The 17,864-nt window shown below is 60.1% G+C and carries 16 protein-coding genes; 6 read left to right on the top strand and 10 right to left on the bottom strand.

Annotated elements, in window-relative coordinates:
- The first annotated feature begins 46 nt into the window (after nucleotides 1-46).
- Nucleotides 47-472, top strand: coding sequence for an FKBP-type peptidyl-prolyl cis-trans isomerase (locus tag QM647_RS05475; RefSeq protein WP_414994463.1), 426 nt, complete (start codon nucleotides 47-49; stop codon nucleotides 470-472).
- A complete protein-coding gene (locus QM647_RS05480) occupies nucleotides 472-990 on the top strand; it encodes an FKBP-type peptidyl-prolyl cis-trans isomerase (RefSeq protein WP_414994464.1) in 519 nt (172 codons plus the stop codon). Before QM647_RS05475 ends, QM647_RS05480 begins: the two co-directional genes overlap by 1 nt.
- Before the next feature lie 6 nt (nucleotides 991-996).
- On the opposite strand, the gene QM647_RS05485 is transcribed toward QM647_RS05480, so the two are convergent.
- The 6 genes from QM647_RS05485 to QM647_RS05510 are packed head-to-tail and all read right to left on the bottom strand — an operon-like array spanning nucleotide 997 to nucleotide 8,597.
- The gene (locus QM647_RS05485; protein ID WP_414994465.1) at nucleotides 997-3,159 is read right to left on the bottom strand and encodes an FdhF/YdeP family oxidoreductase; all 2,163 of its coding nucleotides are present in this window, start codon (nucleotides 3,157-3,159) and stop codon (nucleotides 997-999) included.
- 55 nt (nucleotides 3,160-3,214) lie between these two features.
- A complete protein-coding gene (pgi, locus tag QM647_RS05490; protein ID WP_414994466.1) occupies nucleotides 3,215-4,819 on the bottom strand; it encodes a glucose-6-phosphate isomerase in 1,605 nt (534 codons plus the stop codon).
- Nucleotides 4,816-5,784 (bottom strand): glycosyltransferase family 2 protein, encoded by a 969-nt coding sequence (locus QM647_RS05495; RefSeq protein ID WP_414994467.1) that lies wholly within the window; start codon nucleotides 5,782-5,784, stop codon nucleotides 4,816-4,818. The genes pgi and QM647_RS05495 overlap by 4 nt, the downstream gene beginning before the upstream one ends.
- Nucleotides 5,781-6,902: a tRNA epoxyqueuosine(34) reductase QueG gene (gene queG / locus QM647_RS05500; RefSeq protein ID WP_414994468.1), complete on the bottom strand. Its 1,122-nt coding sequence runs from the start codon at nucleotides 6,900-6,902 to the stop codon at nucleotides 5,781-5,783. The genes QM647_RS05495 and queG overlap by 4 nt, the downstream gene beginning before the upstream one ends.
- A 2-nt stretch (nucleotides 6,903-6,904) precedes the next feature.
- Nucleotides 6,905-7,606 carry a glutathione S-transferase family protein gene (locus QM647_RS05505; RefSeq protein WP_414994469.1) on the bottom strand — a complete coding sequence of 234 codons (702 nt, stop codon included), beginning with the start codon at nucleotides 7,604-7,606 and terminating at the stop codon, nucleotides 6,905-6,907.
- Between the two features lie 7 nt (nucleotides 7,607-7,613).
- Nucleotides 7,614-8,597 carry a cation diffusion facilitator family transporter gene (locus tag QM647_RS05510; protein WP_414994470.1) on the bottom strand — a complete coding sequence of 328 codons (984 nt, stop codon included), beginning with the start codon at nucleotides 8,595-8,597 and terminating at the stop codon, nucleotides 7,614-7,616.
- A gap of 241 nt (nucleotides 8,598-8,838) precedes the next feature.
- Here QM647_RS05510 and QM647_RS05515 point away from each other — a divergent pair, with 241 nt between their 5' ends.
- Together QM647_RS05515 and QM647_RS05520 are read left to right on the top strand one after the other, a co-directional pair.
- Complete coding sequence (locus QM647_RS05515) at nucleotides 8,839-10,056, top strand: citrate/2-methylcitrate synthase (RefSeq protein WP_414994471.1); 1,218 nt, start codon at nucleotides 8,839-8,841, stop codon at nucleotides 10,054-10,056.
- Nucleotides 10,057-10,115: 59 nt separating this feature from the next.
- Nucleotides 10,116-10,925, top strand: coding sequence for an undecaprenyl-diphosphate phosphatase (locus QM647_RS05520; protein WP_414994472.1), 810 nt, complete (start codon nucleotides 10,116-10,118; stop codon nucleotides 10,923-10,925).
- 129 nt (nucleotides 10,926-11,054) lie between these two features.
- Here QM647_RS05520 and QM647_RS05525 read toward each other — a convergent pair whose 3' ends face one another.
- The 4 genes from QM647_RS05525 to QM647_RS05540 form a co-directional block, all read right to left on the bottom strand.
- Nucleotides 11,055-12,743 carry a methyl-accepting chemotaxis protein gene (locus QM647_RS05525; RefSeq protein ID WP_414994473.1) on the bottom strand — a complete coding sequence of 563 codons (1,689 nt, stop codon included), beginning with the start codon at nucleotides 12,741-12,743 and terminating at the stop codon, nucleotides 11,055-11,057.
- Nucleotides 12,744-12,848: 105 nt separating this feature from the next.
- Nucleotides 12,849-13,820 carry a complex I NDUFA9 subunit family protein gene (locus tag QM647_RS05530; RefSeq protein ID WP_414994474.1) on the bottom strand — a complete coding sequence of 324 codons (972 nt, stop codon included), beginning with the start codon at nucleotides 13,818-13,820 and terminating at the stop codon, nucleotides 12,849-12,851.
- A gap of 134 nt (nucleotides 13,821-13,954) precedes the next feature.
- The gene (locus QM647_RS05535; protein WP_414994475.1) at nucleotides 13,955-14,251 is read right to left on the bottom strand and encodes a hypothetical protein; all 297 of its coding nucleotides are present in this window, start codon (nucleotides 14,249-14,251) and stop codon (nucleotides 13,955-13,957) included.
- A gap of 460 nt (nucleotides 14,252-14,711) precedes the next feature.
- Nucleotides 14,712-15,764, bottom strand: coding sequence for a 1,9-bis(guanidino)-5-aza-nonane synthase (locus QM647_RS05540; protein ID WP_414994476.1), 1,053 nt, complete (start codon nucleotides 15,762-15,764; stop codon nucleotides 14,712-14,714).
- Nucleotides 15,765-16,299: 535 nt separating this feature from the next.
- Here QM647_RS05540 and QM647_RS05545 point away from each other — a divergent pair.
- Together QM647_RS05545 and panD are read left to right on the top strand one after the other, a co-directional pair.
- Nucleotides 16,300-17,349: an AraC family transcriptional regulator gene (locus tag QM647_RS05545; protein ID WP_414994477.1), complete on the top strand. Its 1,050-nt coding sequence runs from the start codon at nucleotides 16,300-16,302 to the stop codon at nucleotides 17,347-17,349.
- A gap of 96 nt (nucleotides 17,350-17,445) precedes the next feature.
- The gene (gene panD, locus QM647_RS05550; RefSeq protein ID WP_414994478.1) at nucleotides 17,446-17,811 is read left to right on the top strand and encodes an aspartate 1-decarboxylase; all 366 of its coding nucleotides are present in this window, start codon (nucleotides 17,446-17,448) and stop codon (nucleotides 17,809-17,811) included.
- The last annotated feature ends 53 nt before the right edge of the window (nucleotides 17,812-17,864 follow it).

Genomic DNA, 17,864 nt, shown 5'->3' on the forward strand with positions numbered 1-17,864 from the left:
CTCCATCTTCGCTCTCGCTTTCATTCTTACCGCATGTGGACAAGCCATGGACAAGACAAACGCCCAAACCGTATCCGAGCAAAATCTGCAAAAGGGTCAGGAATTCCTGACGCAAACCGCCAAGGTGCCGGGCGTCAGCGTTCTGCCCTCCGGCGTGATGTACAAGATCGTGTCGCGCTCGCCCAATCCTGGCGCGCAACCGACCGTGGCGGATAATGTGACCATCAATTATGAGGGCAAGCTGCTGGATGGTTCGGTTTTCGACTCCTCCTTTGCTCGCAATGAGCCGGCCAACTTCCCGCTCGGCCGCCTGATTTCGGCCTGGCAGCAGGTGATCCCGTTGATGCATGTCGGTGACGAGATCATCCTCTATACGCCGCCGACCTCGGCCTATGGCGAACGCGACCTGGGCGAAATCCCGCCCAATTCGACCCTGATCTTCCGTGTGCAATTGCTGGGAATAAACGAGTAATGCGCATCCTTCCGCTCCTCGCTCTGGCAGGCCTGCTGGCCCTGACCGCCTGCGGGCAATCGCCCGACACCACGGCGCAACTGGCCGCCATGCAGGCCTCGGCCGATGCCGCCGCCGCGCAGAACCTGAAGGATGGCGAGGCCTATCTGGCCGATATCGCCAAGCAGCCGGATATCATCAAGCTGCCTTCGGGCGTGATGTACAAGATCGTTTCGCATGCCGCGACTCCCGGCGCCCAGCCGACAGTCAGCGACACGGTCAAGATCAATTACGAAGGCAAGCTGCTTAATGGCCATGTCTTCGATTCGTCCTATGCCCGTAACGAGCCGGCGGAATTCCCGCTGGGCCAGTTGGTGCCGGCCTGGCAGCAGGTTATCCCGCTGCTGCACGTCGGCGACGAGATCACCCTCTACACGCCGCCCAGCCAGGGCTATGGCGAAAAAGGTGCCGGCGACGATATCCCGCCTAATTCGACCCTGATCTTCCGGATTCAACTGCTCGGCGTGCAGGGGAAGTAAGCAGCCCTATCTTCTTAAGGTAACTGCTGTTGCCTTGAAGGCTGGCGTTCGGCTGCGCGGATCGACCGCCGTGCCGGTCAGGCAGTTGGCCTCCGGATAATAGGCCATAACCGAGCCGCGGGCGATATCGAAGGCACGCAGGGTGACATCTTTCATGGTGCCCGTGTCGGATTCCAGGGTGGCGATATCGCCATCCTGAAAGCCCTGTTCCGCCAGATCCTCGGCATTGAGCATCACGCTCCAGCGGTCGATACCACCGCGATAGCTGTCCTTGCGCTCATAGATGATGCTGTTGAACTGGCCTTCCGAACGCACCGTGGTCAGCCACAAACCATCATGCCGCTTCGGCATAGGACGGGTGACGAAACTGGCCTTGCCGTCGAGGGTGTGAAATTCCGGTGTGTGCAGCAGACGGCCGCGCACATGGAATTCGCGTTTGGCCACATCGATATCCGCCAGATCCTCCAGTCCGGGAACGATGCGGGCGATGGTCTCGCGCACCGTTTTGTGCTGTTTGAAAGCGGCGAAATCGATGGGGCTCTCCGGCAGCAGGCGCTGGGCCAGATCGCACAGGATGTCGCTCTCCGGTCGGACAGTGCGCAGGCGGGTAATGCCACCATCGGACATACGCACGAAGTTGAACATCGATTCCTGCGTCGTCGGCTGCCATTCCTCATCGCGCGCCGTCACCGGTAAAATCAGCGCTTCGGACTGGTCGCAGCCGTGGATATGGCCCTTGTTCAGTGTGGTTGTCAGATAGAGCTTGAAGCCGATCCGGTCCATGGTCTCTTCGGCGAACCGGCTATCCGGATTGGCCTCGAAGAGGTTGCCGCCCATCAGCAGGGCCGCACCCATGCCGCCGGCGTGCGCCGTCTTCATGCAGGCCATGGTGTCGAGGCCCTTGTCCTGCGGCAGGTCGATACCGAAAGCGGCCTCCATCTTTTCCAGCACCTCTTTCGCCAGCACCGGCTTGACACCGATGGTGCCAATGCCCTGCACATTGGAATGACCACGTAGCGGCAGAAGCCCGGCGCCCGCCCGACCGATCTGGCCGCGCAACAAAGCGAGATTGGCGATATATTCGACGTTATCGCAGCCATTGAGATGGTGCGTGATGCCCATGCCCCAGGCAAAGACGGCCGATTGCGCCTTGCTGTAAAGACTCGCCACGCGCTCGATCTCAGTACGGTTCAGCCCCGCCTGTACCTCGATTTCCTCCCAGCCGGTGGCTTCGATATCGGCGCGGAAAGCCTCGAAACCATTGCTATGGGCGCTGATGAAAGCGTCATCTTGCGCGCTCGCCGACAGCACCGCCTTGGCCAGGCCTTTCAGCACCGCCATATCACCGCCGATACGCGGCTGGAGATAGTCCGAGGCAATCCAGTCACCACCTGTGAGCATGGATTTGACGCTCTTCGGCAGGGCGAAGCGCACCAGGCCGGCCTCCTTCGCCGGGTTGATGATCACTACCTCTCCGCCGCGATCGCGCACGCCCTTCAGCTTATGGATAAAGCGCGGATGGTTGGAGGAGGGATTGGCGCCGATGACCATGACGAAGTCACAGCGGTCGAGGTCTTCCAGTTCGACGGTTGAGGTGCCGGTGCCGATGGTGCTGCCGAGCCCTACGCCGGTCGCCTGATGGCAGTAGTAGGAGCAGTTGTTGACATTGTTGGTGCCAAAGGCGCGCGCCAGCAATTGCAGGATAAAGCCGGCCTCGTTGGAGGAACGCCCTGAAGAATAGAAGAAACTACGCTGCGGCGTTGCGGCTGCAAAGCGCGCCGCCGCCAGATCGAGGGCTTCGTCCCAGCCGATGGGCTGATAACAGTCGCTGTCTTTCGGCTTGTAAATTGGCGTGGCGAGGCGGCCGAGATGCTCCAGTTCGTAGCCGTCGAGTTCACGCAGGTCGGCCAACGAATGAGTCAGGACTTCAACCGGGATGCTGGGCTGGATATCGGTCGATTGCGCCTGGATCGACTTGTTGCAGACGGCGGGGAATTCGCCGGCCTCATTGGTCATGCCGCCTTTTTGCCCGCCCATGCCGAGCCCGCAGGCCTTGCAGGTATTGTGGGCGGTTAAGGCCTTGGCGGTATTTTCCAGACCGATGCGCTGGGCTGTTTGCAGGGCATACAGCACCTTCTTGACACCACCACCCACAACCGGCCTGGACATATACGCTTCCTCATATGGCTGAAGGGCCACAGAACGTTTCTTGGGGGCCTTCGTCTTACCCCTTGATACGCTTGATCAGCGCCGTGGTCGAGGGATCGTGCGCGGCAATTTCGGACCCTTGAATATCCTTCAGCACATTGACGCCGAGCGTCTTGCCCAGCTCAACGCCCCACTGATCGAAGCTGTTCAGACCCATAACGATGCCTTCGACAAAGGTCTTGTGCTCGTACAGGGCCAGCAGTGCGCCGAGGGTTTCCGGCGTCAATTCGTTGAGCAGAACTGTGGTCGACGGCTTGTTGCCGGGGCAGACCTTCTGCGGGGCGATCTGGGCGGTTTTGGCGTCATCGAAACCGAGCTTGCGGCATTCGGCTTCCGAGGTTTCCAGCGATTTGCCGACCATGAAGGCTTCGCCCTGGGCGATGACGTTCGACAGCAGTTTTTGCTGCATGTCGGTCGAGGCCTCGGCATTGGTCGCGGCGGCGATCAGTTCCAGCGGCACGATGTCTTCCGACTGGTGCAGCATCTGGAAGAAGGCGTGCTGGGCATTGGTGCCTTCATCGCCGAAGACGACCGGGCAGGTCTGGGTATCGAGCCGTTCACCGGTCGGCGAGGTACGCTTGCCGTTCGATTCCATTTCCAGCTGTTGCAGGAAGGCGGCGAGGCGACGCAGGCGGTGGATGTAAGGAATGACGGCGCGAGACGGACGGTTCAGGCCGATGCGGTTATAGAGCTGGGCGGCGGCCAGCAGAACGGGTGCGTTCTTTTCCAGGGGCGCGGTCAGGAAGTGCTGGTCCATTTCATGCGCACCCGCCAGCAGGCGCTCATAAACGTCGTAACCGGCGGCAATGATCACCGACAACGAAACCGCCGACCACAGCGAATAGCGGCCGCCGACCCAATCCTTGAAGCCGAAAACGCGATCCGCGGGGATGCCGTAGGCGCCGGTCTTGTCGGGTGCGGCGGAAACGGCGGCGAGATGCGCCTTCGCGCCTTCCTCGCCCAGTCCCTTGATCAGCCAGTCGCGCGCAGCCAGGAAGTTGGCCAGGGTTTCCTGGGTGGTGAAGGTCTTGGAAACGGCGATGACCAGGGTTTCCGCCGGATCGAGGCCGGCCGTGGCCAGGGCCAGTTCGGAGCCATCGACATTGGCGACGAAGCGGATATCGATTTGCGGGTTGAGCGGAGTCAGGCCGTGCCAGACGAGGCGCGGACCGAGGTCGGAACCACCGATGCCGATATGAATGATGGTCTTGAAGGCCTTGCCTGTGGCGCCGGTGATGGCGCCCGAACGGATACCGTCGGCGTAAGCTTTCATGGCGTCGCGGGCGGTCTTGACGTCCGAGGTGATTTCCGACCCGCGCAGGCGCTGGTTTTCGGCGTCATTGTCACGCAGGGCGACGTGCAGCACGGCGCGATCTTCGGAGACATTGATGGCCTTGCCAGTCCACATCTTTTCGCGCGCTTCGGCGATGCCCGATGATGCTACGGCGGCGATGGCGGCTTCGAAACCGGCTTTGGACCAGCTCTGCTTCGAGACATCGACGAAGATGCCGGCGACATCGAGGCTCATGCGCGACAGGCGATCCGAATCGGCTGTGAACTGGTCAACGATCTTGAGGTTGGCGTCGGCGGCGGCCTGGGTTTTCAGGGTATCGAGGGTCATGTCAGTTTCCTGTGGTCGATATCACGGCGGGCAATTTTCAGGAGGTTCCATGTCAAGCTTTTGGCAAGCCGTAAAGAGCCTATCTGTCGCGTTTTCTGAATAAGTTTTCGATGTTCGAGAATTGGTCTTAAGCCCTGCCAGGCATCGCGCAGAGCGCGGAAAACCAGATGGCCCTTGCCTTTGAGCGTATCCTTTGTCGCGCCGGGCAAGGTGAGACCAATGTGAAACGGCAGTGTCAGGATCAGCAGCGCCAGAGGCATGGTCTTGAGATAGAGCCACAGGCGATTGCGATAGCCGTGGTAGAGGGCGAAATCCGACCGTACGCCGAGGGAGGCCGAGCCTATATGGCTGACCACGGCCTTCGGTACGAACAGGCAGTGCTCTCCCAGCAGCCGCGCGCGGAAACCGAGGTCGGCGTCCTCGCAATAGCAGTAGAAGTTCTCGTCGAAGCCGCTTAAGCGTTCCCACAGATCACGGCGGATCAGCATGGCGGCGCCGCAGGGGCTGAAGACCTCGGCGATCTCCATCTGCGCCGGCACCTTGTGGCCGATGCCGGCGCGATAGGGGAAGCCGAAAAAGGTCAGGGCATCGCCGGCACCATCGAGCCGGTCAGGTTGCCCGGCATCCAGTTGCAGGGAGGTGAAAATCCTTACATCCGGATGGGCGGTGATGGCCGCCTTCATGGCATCGAGCCAGCCGGCATCGACAAACGCATCCGGATTGATCAGGCCGATCCATTCGCCGGTGCTTTGCGCCACGGCGCGATTCATGCCGACGGCAAAACCGAAATTGACGGGGTTGGCGATCTGGCGAACCGTGGGGAACTTCGCCGCCAGCGCGGCCATGTCGAGATCGCCGCTATTATCAGCATGGATGATCTCGGCATCCTGCGCCGCCAGCGCGGAGAGGCAGCGCTCTATAGTGTCGCCGGAACGATAGCTGAGAGTGATCAGGGAAAAGGTCATGCCTGCCATTCTTCTTGCACGGCTTTATCCGTTTCGGAAGAGGCATATTGCGCTCGCATCTCTGCGAAATCCATCGCGCTCACCCCCTGCTTCAGCGCCCAGACTGCCGCGCCGCGCACGATCGCACTCTCATCGCGCAGGCTGCGTAATAATACCGCTTTTGTTTCTATATTACCGGAATTTTTGAAATGATTTCCTAGAGCATAATGGACATTGCGCAGGAAGGAGTCGCGCCCGATCCGCTTGATGGGTGATTTTGAAAACAGTGTCCGAAAGGACGGATCATCCAGCCCCGCCAGATCGGCCAGCTTCAGGCCCTCGAAGCCTTCGCGCGCTTGCAGCTTGATCTCGTGCGTCGCGCTGGCGAACTTGTTCCATGGGCAGGCGGCCAGGCAGTCGTCGCAGCCATAGATGCGATTGCCCATGGCATGGCGAAAGGGTTCCGGCCACGGGCCGCGAAATTCGATGGTCAGGTAAGAGAGGCACTTGCGGGCATCCAGCCGGTATGGGCCTTCGAAGGCGTCGGTCGGGCAGGCCTCAAGGCAGGCCTGGCAGGAGCCGCAGTGATCGCGCTCGGGCGTATCGCTTTCAATGACCCGGTCGAGCAGAATGACGCCGAGAAACAGCCAGGAGCCGAACTCGCGCGACACCAGATTGGTATGCTTGCCCTGCCAGCCGAGACCGGCCAGCGCCGCCAGCGGCTTTTCCATCAGGGGGGCCGTATCGACAAACACTTTCAGTTCGCAGCCGGTTTGACCCACGATCCAGGTTGCCAGCTGTTTGAGCTTCTTCTTGATCAGGTCGTGATAATCATCGCCGCGGGCATAGACGCTGATATTGGCCGTATCGGTCTCGGCCAGCAGGGTCAGGGGATCGCTGTCCGGGCCATAATTATAGCCGAGCACCAGGGCCGATTGCGCGCCGCTCCACATATTCTGCGGATGTTTGCGGCGCTCCAGCGTTTCCTCCATCCACGTCATATCGCCATGGAATCCGGCTTCGACAAACACCTGCAAGCGCTCAGACGCCGCCCACACATCGGGGAGGGCAGCAAAACGGGCGGCGCTGAAACCGAGATCCAAGGCCTGCTGCCGGATGAGGGCGGCCAGATCTTTCATGGTCAGAAGTCGAGCTCTTTATAATGTGCCGAAGGCGCCACGCCCGGCAGCTTGTCATTGAGCAGCGGGCGGAAGCAGGGGCGCGACTTCATGACCATGTACCAGGTCTTGAGGTGCGGATAACGCGACCAGTTGATCTCATCGAGATAGTCGAGGATCGAGAGCTGTCCGGCGCAGGCGAAATCGGCATAGGAGAGGGTGTGTCCCGCCAGCCAGTTGCGCGCGGTCAGCAGGCTTTCGAAATAGCGCAGGTGATCGCGCAGCGCTTCGCGGCCGGCCTTCATGGTGGGGATGTCGGGCACGCCGCCGCCCATCAGCCGCTTTTCCATCTTTTCATGCAGCAGCAGGGCATTGACCTCATAGTCGAACTTGCGCTCGAACCAGCCGACCAGGCGGCGCGCCTCGGCGCGTTCGTTGATATTTTGCGGCCACAGGCGGATATCGGGATAGGCTTCTTCAAGGTGCTCCATGATGGCGCGATCCTCGCAGATGCGATGGGTCTGATCGCCTGACTCCTGTTCCGGCATTTCCACCAGGATCGGCAGCAGGCCGGAGGGGTTGAGCTTGAGGAACGAATCGTCCGGCTCCCAGTAGCGCACCAGGGTTTCCTCGAAGGCCAGCTTCTTCTCGCCCAGCGCCAGACGCACCATGCGCGAATGCGGATCGAAGGCGAAATGGTAGAGCTGGCGGGTGTAGGCGGTCATGTGTCATCTATGCCTTATTCGGCGTGACCAAGTCAAAGTCTGTTGGGCCTTCTGCACTGAAAACGCCGCCCGAGAACACATTGGTATGCGCCTCGGCCTTACCCTTGGGATCAGGATGGATCAGGATATCGGCATTGGGGAAGGCGGCCAGCAGGCGCGTTTCGGCGGCAATGATGACTTGGTGGGCCGTATCGAGCGTCAGGGCCGGGTCCATCTCGACATGGGCCTGAATCTGAATATAGGGGCCGGTCAGGCGGGTGCGCAGTTGATGAACGCCCAATACGCGCTCGTCATCGCCGATCAGGGCGGCGATCCGCGCCACATCGTCATCGGCCAGGGCGCGGTCCATCAGGTGGTCAGAAGCTTCGCGCAGCACGCCGATGGCGCCCCAGACAAACCAGGCCGCCATCAGGAAACCGGCCACGGCGTCCATGAAGCCGAAGCCGAGAGATGCCAGAATGACACCGACCAGGGCCACGCCATTGCTGACCAGGTCGGTGACATAGTGCATCCGGTCGGCCGAGACCGCCACCGACTGGCTGCTTTTCAGGGCCAGGTTCTGCACATAGACCAGACCCAGGGTCAGGACGATCGACAGGATCAGCGCGCCGATGGCCAGTCCGGATTGCCGGACCGGCTCCGGGTGTTGCAGACTGTGGAAGCACGACTGCATGACCAGGGCGGCCGAGGCGAAAACCAGCCCGGCCTGGAACAGGGCGCTGAAGGCCTCGGCCTTGCCATGGCCGAACGGATGCTCCTTGTCGGGCGGCGCCTTGGCATAGCGCACGGCGCCGAAGGTGATCAGCGAGGCCAGTAGGTCCAGCCCGGAATCGGCCAGCGAGGCCAGAACGGACTGAGAGCCGGAGAGATAAAGGGTGATGCCCTTCATCACGACCATGACGCAGGCCGTAACGACGGACAGGGTACTGGCCAGCAGAACCAGTTTTTGTCCGGGCAGGGCGGGGAAGGATTTCGAGGAAGCGGATGTCATTGAATTGATTTAGCACTTTTGACGTGTACCTGCAAAGCCGCAGGAAGGCCTGCTTGTGGTCCCATTTTGGCCCTATTGGCCTCCGAGATTTTCGCCTGCGCATCCTGACTCGGGATTCGTCAAAAAAACATGTTAACAAAGTGTGAATGTGTATTGGCGTCCGGTCTCAAGCGTGCAAACGTGCAATAATCAATCTTGATAATTGCCCCGGTTTTGGTTTCGTTTTTTGAGCAGGATGCCCATGTCACGAGTCTGGATCAGCCGAACGGAAGCGCTTGAGCGCCTCGACGTCAAGCCGCAAACCCTCTACGCCTATGTCAGCCGTCAGCGTATCGCCGCCAAGAGCGATCCTACGCATCCGCGCCTGAGCCTCTATGCGCTGGACGATGTCGAGCGCCTGTCGCGCCGCACGCCGGGCCGTACCGCCCGCACCCATCATCATCCGGCGAAACCGCATGTTGCCGGCAGCCTGGTCGGCGGCACCATCATGCGCGGTGAGGCGGCGATCGATACCGAAGTCGCCATCACCTATCACGGTCATCACTATGTCCGTGGCCGCGATCTGGTCTCGCTGGCCCAGTCCGAGAATTTCGAGGCCGTGGCGGCGCTTCTGTGGCGCACCGACAGCCAGAATCCCTTTGGGCCGCTGAAGCCGCGCCCGGACGTTAACTTTCCCGGCGGTCCGCGCACCCGCGTGCTGTCCATGCTCAGCCGCCGCCTGGAAGAGGATGCGCTGGCCGAGATCAATCCGGACCGCGACCTGAATACCGAGGCGGCCAGCCTGCTAAACGAGATGTTCGATTCGGTTACCAATGGTGGGCCGCGCCTGTTCTTCCACCAGCGCCTGGCGCGCGCCTGGAAGGTTTATGACCTGAAGGATGTCGACCTGCTTCGCCGTGCCCTGGTGCTATCGGCTGATACCAGCCTGGACGAGGCCACGCTCGCCGTGCGCACTGCTGCCGCGACCATGGGGCCGCTGGCCATTCCGCTGATGGCCGGTTTCGCCACCCTGACCAGCCCGAAGCTGGGCGGGCGCATTTCACGCGCCGAATCCTATGTCACCCAGGTCCGCCGCCACGGTAATCCGCTGGCTTTGGCGCAGGGCCTGCTGGAAAAGGGTCTGGAACTGCCGGGCTTCGAGAAGGAGCATTCGCCTTCGGAAACCCTGCGGGCGCATGATCTGATCGAGGCGGCGCCGCATATGGGCGAGGACCTCAAGACCATCCTGCGCGTGGGTGAAGATTTGACCGGCCGCAGCGTCGGCATGTCCTTGGCTCTGGCTCTGATCGGCCGCCATCTCGACCTGCCGCGTGAGGCGCCGATGACGCTTTACGGTCTCGGCCGCAGCGCCGGCTGGCTGGCCCATGCCATCGAGCAGATGCAGACGGGTGCTTCACCGAAAGCCCGCCTGCGCTACATCGGCATCCATCCGGAAGAGAGCGGTCTGGCCGCGGAATAATTGCCATTGCGCATGGCAGGGGAAGTGCTCTAAGAAATCCCTATATTCAAGGGATTTCCATGCATAATATCCTCGCCGCCATACTGGGTCTCATCGAGGGCCTGACCGAGTTCCTGCCGGTCTCATCCACCGCGCACCTGCTGATTGCTGAAAAGCTGATGGCCTTCAGCGACCCGGGCGGCAATTTTACTGTCATGATCCAGTTGGGCGCCATTCTGGCGGTGGTCGTGCTCTATTTTGCCCGTCTGTTCAAGGCGGTTATTACCCTGCCGACCTCGGCCGACTCGCGCCGGTTTGCCATCAGCGTGCTGGTGGCCTTCTTCCCGGCGGTGGTGATCGGTGTAGTCGTCAAGAAATCGGGCATTCTGGGCGCCTTGTTCGATAATATACCGCTGATCTGTTGTGCGCTGATTGTCGGTGGTGTGGCGCTTTGGGCGGTCGATAAGTATGCGCCGAAGCCGGTGCATCACGATTCCGCCAAGCTGGATATCAAGACGTCGCTTTTGATCGGCCTGTTCCAGTGCCTGGCGATCATTCCCGGCATGTCACGGTCGGGTTCGACCCTGATCGGCGCCATGGTGGCCAAGGTGGACAAGACTGCCGGCGCCGAGTTTTCCTTCTTCCTCGCCATCCCGACCATGCTGGGCGCTTTCGTGGTTGAATTCGCTGACAGCCATAAGGAACTGACCTCCGATCAGTACAGCAGCATCGCCATCGGTTTCCTGGTGGCCTTCCTGTCGGCGCTTGTGGTGATCAAGCCGTTCATCAGCTTCGTGCAGAAGCGCGGCTATGGCTTCTTCGCCCTGTGGCGCGTCGTGGTCGGCGTGGCTGGCCTGGTGTGGTGGTTCGGTTTCGCACACGCGGCTTAAACTTATGGGGTTTGGGGTCCGTGACCCCACAAACCTTACCTTGTTCCAATAAAAAACCCGGTCTTTTGGACCGGGTTTTTTATTGGAAAGAGAGAAGACTTGGGGCCGCAGGCCCCAAACCCCATAAGTTTAGGCCGCGTCCTTCATTCGGATCATTTCCAGGAAGCTGTCGACCTCGTCCGACATCGCCTTGACCTGTTCACCCAGGCTGTCCGCGCCCTGCAGCACCAGGGCTGAATTTTCTGTCGTGATCTGCGAGGCGCGTGACACCTGAATCAGATCGCTGTTGATCGTATCGGCGCCACTGGCCACCTGAGCCACATTGCTGGCGATATCGGCCGTGGCGGCCGTCTGCTGGGTCACGCCGGCGGCGATCGAAGTGGTCACGCCGTTGATGCGCTCGATGGTATGGCTGATCGAACGGATGGCATCGACTGTCTCTTCCGTCACCACCTGCATCGAGGAGATATGTTCGCGGATCTCGTTGGTGGCGCGCGAGGTCTGGGCCGACAGGTTCTTCACCTCGCCGGCCACGACCGCGAAGCCGGCCCCGGCTGCCCCGGCGCGCGCGGCTTCGATGGTGGCGTTCAGGGCCAGCAGGTTGGTTTGTGCGGCGATGTCCTGAATCAGTGCCACGACCTCGCCGATCTTGGCGGCGGCCTGGGAGAGATTGTCGACCGTCTGGGTGGTTTTGTGCGCCTGCTCCGTGGCGGCCTGGGTCATCAGGGTCGTTTCCTCGACCTGACGGCTGATTTCATTGATCGAGGCTGACAGCTCCTCGGTGGCCGAGGCGACCGTCTGCATGTTGCTGGAAGATTGCGATGTGGCGCTGGCCATGGAGGCCGAGCGCTGGTCGGCGTCGCGCGCTGCCTGGTCCAGGCTGTTGGCGGCCATGTTGAGATCGGTTGAGGTCTGACCGACGCGCGACGCCACCGCCTTGATCTGACGTTCGAAGGCCTCGGCGCTCTTCAATACCTGCAGGGCATTCTCATTGTCACGTTCCAGCTTCAGACGCGCATCCCGCTGCTCGATTTCGAGGCGTTTGATTGCGGCGATATTGTCCTTGAAGGCGGAAACGGCATGAGCGATCTCGCCGACCTCATCCTGGCGCTGCTCATGCGGCACGCTGGTCACTTCCTGACCGCTGACCAGTTTATGCAGCAACTCCGCAAGGGTTTTCAGCGGGCCGGAAATGTGGCGGACGATGATGAAGTTGATCGCACCGCCGATGAGCAGGGCCAGCAGGCCGATGGTTGTACCGATCGCCAGCACTTGGCCGGAGAGTGTATCGAAAGCGGCATCCGAGGCCGTGGCTTCCTTGCGGGCCTGCGCGGCCAGCTTTGACAGCGGCGCCACCATTTCCACGCACGCGGCATCAACCTCACCATCCAGGGCGCGAATATCCGGCGTCAGTTCCGTACTGGCGTCAAGCGCCGGCAGCATCTTCTGCTCGAAGAGATCGACATAGGCCTGGTATTTGCCCTTGGCGTCATCCAGCAGCGCAATGTCGTCAGCCTGGGTCAGTTGTCCGCGCAGGTCGGTGAAAAGACGCTCAGTCCGGGCTTTTTCGGACTGCCAGTCGGTGCGGGTCTGGCCCAGTTCGTGGTTGATTTCGCCGTCGGCGATGATCTGGTAAAGCGCCGCCCCCTGGCTGGACAGGTTTTCGGCCGAAGACGCCACGCGCACCAGCGACATGCCGTTGTCCTGCAATTTGCGCAGGTGTTCCAGACTGCCCCAGGCCCCGATGATGAACGCCCCCATGGCGATGACAAAGACAAGGGAAGCGGCGAACAGCTTGTGGCCGATGGACAGTTTCATAACAGCACCCTCTATCAAGTACGCGACTTGATAGAGAGGTAACGCGGTTATAGTTAAGGAAGTGCTATGCGCTCATCAGGCAAGGCACTTAAATTCCGTGACAAATTAAGCGGTTACCGCAAACTGCCCGTTCTTGCGGAAACGCCACAGATAGGTCGGCACGATCGATTCGACGGCGGTGGCGGCGATGCCGAGATCCTTCAGACCCTTGGCGTCTTGGGCCACCACATTGTCGGTGGCGAGCAGCAGCACCTGGTCGGTGGTCAGCAGTGGCGCGGGGAGCACCGGCAGCAGCCCCTTCAGGCCGGCCTGGATATCGCCGGCAATGCCAATCAGGCGGGCAATAGCAACCGGCATCCAGACCTGCGCGCGCGGGCTCATGACTTCTTCGCCGACATACTGGATCAGGTCCTTGAAGGTGAAGACCTCCGGGCCGCCCAGTTCGTAGGTCTGGCCATAGGCGGCTGGATTGCCGAGCGTGCGGGCGACGGCCGAAGCGACATCGCCGACATAGACCGGCTGGAACTTGTTCTTGGCGCCACCGATGGCCGGCATGATCGGGAAGGTCTTGATCTGACCGGCCAGCGAGGTGAAGAAACCGTCCTGGGCGCCGAAGATAATTGAGGGGCGCAGGATGACCGCGGTCGGCAGGGCCTTCTTTACGGCCAGTTCGGCCTTGCCCTTGGTCGAGGCATATTTCGAGGCGGCGTCCGGATTGGCGCCGATGGCGGAAATCTGCACGAAGTCCTGAATGCCACGGCTCTTGCAGGTATCGGCCATCCAGGTGGCGGCCTGGCGGTAGATGGCGTCGAAGCTGACACCGAAGGTCTGGTACAGGACGCCGACAAGGTTGACGCAGGCGGAGGCGCCTTCGAGGGCGCGGGCGATATCGGCTTCGCGACGCACATCGCAGCGTACGACCTGGATCTGGCCGACCTCGCCAAGCGGCTTCAGGTCGTAGGCGAGGACTGCATTGCGAACGGCGACACGGACGCGCCAGCCCTTTTTCGCCAGGGCGCGCACCACCTGCTTGCCCACAAAGCCTGAACCACCGAAAACCGTGACCACATTCGCCATGATCTTATTCCTCAAAACTGATCAGCCGGCAGGACTCATGTCTTGAGTGCGCCGCACATGTTCTCGATAACGCAAGGCCTTTATGGAGGCAATGGACTTGCTGAGGATTTAAGGGAAATATTGCCCGCCGAAGATCAGACGACAATATTCAGGTAGGAACCGGGACGACGCAGGGGTTGATTGACGTCGGTCGTGGTCGTTGCCGCTGTCTGGGATGTGACCGGGGCCGTGGTTGCAGTCGCTCGGGCGACTTCGGCTGCCGTATAGGTGGCCGGTGTGATTTTCGGCGTGGTGACCTGTTGGAAAAAGGCCTTCTGCGCCGCAAGCGCATTGCTGAAGCCGCCCGTCTGTTCGGTGGTGGCGGGCTTGGCGGAGGCTGTCCCTTGCGGGTTCAGCATCTGGGCGAGGGAGGGCCGGATGGGTGTGGTCATACGGCAAGTTTTAGCCAAATCAGGTATTTAAATGGTTAACGGATTTTAAGGCCGAGTTAATTTTTGCCCTGAGCGATGAAGCGCGGCGGCCGTTTCATAGTTTTGCTGATAGCGGGGAAGTGAGACCGTGATGGGGGCAATGATCCCCAAAACGCAAACCGCCAGTGGGGCCTTGATGGTGAACGATGGCCCCAAAACGCAAAACGGAGACCATTGGGGGGCAATGGTCTCCGTCGCATGCCACCGGTTTCGAGGGGGGGGATGATCCCGGTGACGAACTTGTAGCTATAGGGCTTAAGGCCCGACTCAACAAGTGAGTTATAGCCTGAGTGCCTTACTTAATACTTTACACGAAAAATGCTAGTGCGTTGCAGCAAGAACGCTTCGCTTTTCGCGGGATAAATTCCCGGCATCACGCGTTTTTGAATATAAAATTGCGAATGCCGGGGTTTTGCTGGCCTCAGGCGAACAGTTTTGCCCAACGTGGCTTTTCACGACCCTGCCAGGCGCCACGGTGATAGGCGTCGGAGCCGATCAGCGGCACCACAGTGGTGGCTTCGGCGAAGACCATCTGCTCGTAGGTGGTCGAGACCTTGCCCCACGAAGCGGCTTCCTTCAGCGTCGAGGACGAGCAGGCGCCGTCACGCACATCGGCGACGGTGATCTGGACGGCATACTTGTGCATGTCGGCTTCGACACCGAGGATTTCGGCGCAGACGACTGTGTCCTGGGCGAAGTTCTTCGGCACGCCGCCGCCAACCATGAACAGGCCGGTGGTGCCGGCGGCGATCTTGATGTCGGTCAGTTCGCGGAAATCGGCCACGGCGTCGATGGTCAGGTAAGGCTGCTTGGCGGCAATGCGTTCCTTCTGGTGCTTGACCAGGCCGAAACCGGCCGAGCTGTCGACGAAAGCCGGGCAGAAGATCGGCACGCCTTCTTCGTAGGCGGTCTGGATCAGCGAGCCCGCCTTCTTGGCGTTGCCGGCGGCCAGCCACTTGCCCATTTCCCAGATGAATTCACGCGACGAATAGGGGCGCGGCTCGAGCTGGTTGCAGATTTCGAGGATGGTGTGGTCGCAGTTCTGCAGCTCTTCTTCATCGATATAGGTATCGTAGATACGGTCGATATAGTTGTCGCGCAGCACGTTGTCGTCCACCGGACCGGCGGCCTGATAGTGCTTGAAACCGAGCGCTTCGAAGAAGTCCATGTCGACGATCGAGGCGCCGGTGGCGACCACGGCGTCGATCATGCCGAACTTCACCATGTCGCGATAGACGTGCATGCAGCCGCCAGCCGAGGTCGAACCGGCCAGGATCAGCCAGGGCGAGCAGCCCTTGTCGGCCAGCGCCATGTTGAAGATGTCGGCGGCGCGGGCGGTATCGCGCGACGAGAAGCTCATCTTGCGCATCGAGTCGATGATCGGACGCGCGTCATAAGAAGTAATGTCAACGTGCTCGACTGTTTCGGCGAGCAGTTGGGCCTTCATGTTGGATTGGGGGGTATCAGCGTTCATTTGCGTTCCTTTGAGAAGCGCCCCGGTTCGGGGTGGGTAAAGGTGGACGCCCGTCATTTACCCGCTATCCCCCAGACGGTGCGATGGGGAGGGTATTCAGAAGTGGCGGCCTATAGCCCATAGCTGATGGTTTTGCAATTCATATGACGGCCGGTCTTCAGCCTTGCTATGTTTGACGGGTTCCCTGAGATCGATGTTATTTTATAAGGAAACGGTAAGTCATTATCTGGCCTCAAGTCCGGTGTATTAATATCTGTGGAATATAATATTTTTCTATATTTGTTGAATTTGAGTATATTGTAGATATCGATAACGGTATTCGGACAAACGGTCTCGATTTATGGATAATTTAGAAAAAAGCAGCCAAATGAGGATCGTCTAGCGAATTGTACTTAATGGCTCTGTGGATTATTCAGAAAGACTAGACGTTTTTTTCGCAATACGGCCTTCCCGGTTTATTATCGGATAGCCGTTCCCTTTCAAGGGAGGTGCTTTTGATTTACTTCCTTACCGATTCACTCTGGCGAGGTGCCAGATGACTGATTACGGGTTGGAATTGAACCGCATGCAGGGCAATCCTCTGGATTTCATCGAGACCTGGCAATGCGAAGGTAAAGACTTCGACAGTTTCCAGAAGAATATCTGCAAATTCTTTGACTGGAGCTGTAATCGTGATGAGGACGGTCCCGACTTTACCTGGCAGATGTATCTCGGTGTTCTGAAACCGCACGATGAGGGCGCGCCGCATGCTGTCATGGCGCGGCTGATTTCGAACTCCGGCTTTGTGCAGTTACAGACTGAGCCCAGTCATGATGTGGTCATCGTTATGCCGGCCAGGGGGGCTCTGTCCCTGCAGCATCACAACAAGCCGACGCAGAAGATTGAGGCGGGACACGCCTTCATCTATCAGCCGATCACCGAGACGCATATTTCCCACGCGGTCGATGGCGAGACCTGCGAGGTCTATCTCGTCAAACTGTCCTATCAGTGGGTGCAGCGCTTCCTGTTCGACATCCTGCAGATGCCAGTCGAGCGTGACCTGCACCTGGGACCGGTGATCGATCTGGCCACGCCCAAGGCGCGCGTCCTGTCGCGCCTGGTCGAGACCCTGTGTTCGGATGCCTTCACCGCCCAGAGTCGCGATATGTCGGGCTCGCTGCAGCATCGCCTGGTGGAAACCTTCAGCCATCTGCTGCTGGAAAGCATTCCGCATCGTTACAGCGAGCGCATGCAGGCCAACAAGACCGGCCCCATGCCGAATTACCTGCGGATCGCACGCGATTACATGCATCGCGAGGCGCGGCGCAATCCCAGCATGTCGGCTGTGGCCAGGGCAGCCAATATCAGCGTCCGCACCCTGGAAACCAGCTTCCGCCAGCATCTGGACGTGACGCCCCACACATACCTGCGCACTGTGCGGCTGAAAATGGCCCGCGAGGCTCTGAGCGATTCCACCGACACCCGGCCAATCGCCGAGGTGGCCGCCGATCACGGCTTTCCACATGCCGGCCGCTTCGCGCAATACTATACCGAGCTGTTTGGCGAATCACCGTCCCAGACGCGGCGCAAGGGGCCGGCCGCTTGAACCTGCCCACTTGAGCCCAGCGGTTTAAGCGGTCTTGACCCGAAGAGGACGGTGCGCGCATAAGCACGCTCCATTTGCCCATGCCGAGTGCTTAATATGCGTCACCTCCTGCGGTCCAAAATCCATAATGCCTATGTCACCGAGGCCAACCTGGCCTATATCGGTTCCATCACCATAGATGAGGCGCTGATGGAGGCTGTCGGCCTGTGGGAAGGGGAGCGTGTTCTGGTGGTCTCCAATACATCAGGCGCCCGGCTTGAGACCTATGTCATTAAGGGCGAGCGCGATTCCGGCGTCATCGCCATGAATGGAGCGGCGGCGCACCTGATCAATGAGTCGGAGCAGATCATCATCATGGGTTTCGAGCTGACGGACAAGCCGATTATCCCCAGTGTCGTGCTCGTGGACCGGCACAATAAACTTGACCGCTATCTCTCCGAAACCCCCGCTCAGACCGTCTGACGATTCGTGCACAGCTTTCGTCCGTCGGGCGAATTTTTGTGTCACATCTGCAA

This window comes from Asticcacaulis sp., from assembly GCF_047605585.1.
Classification (GTDB): Bacteria; Pseudomonadota; Alphaproteobacteria; order Caulobacterales; family Caulobacteraceae; genus Asticcacaulis.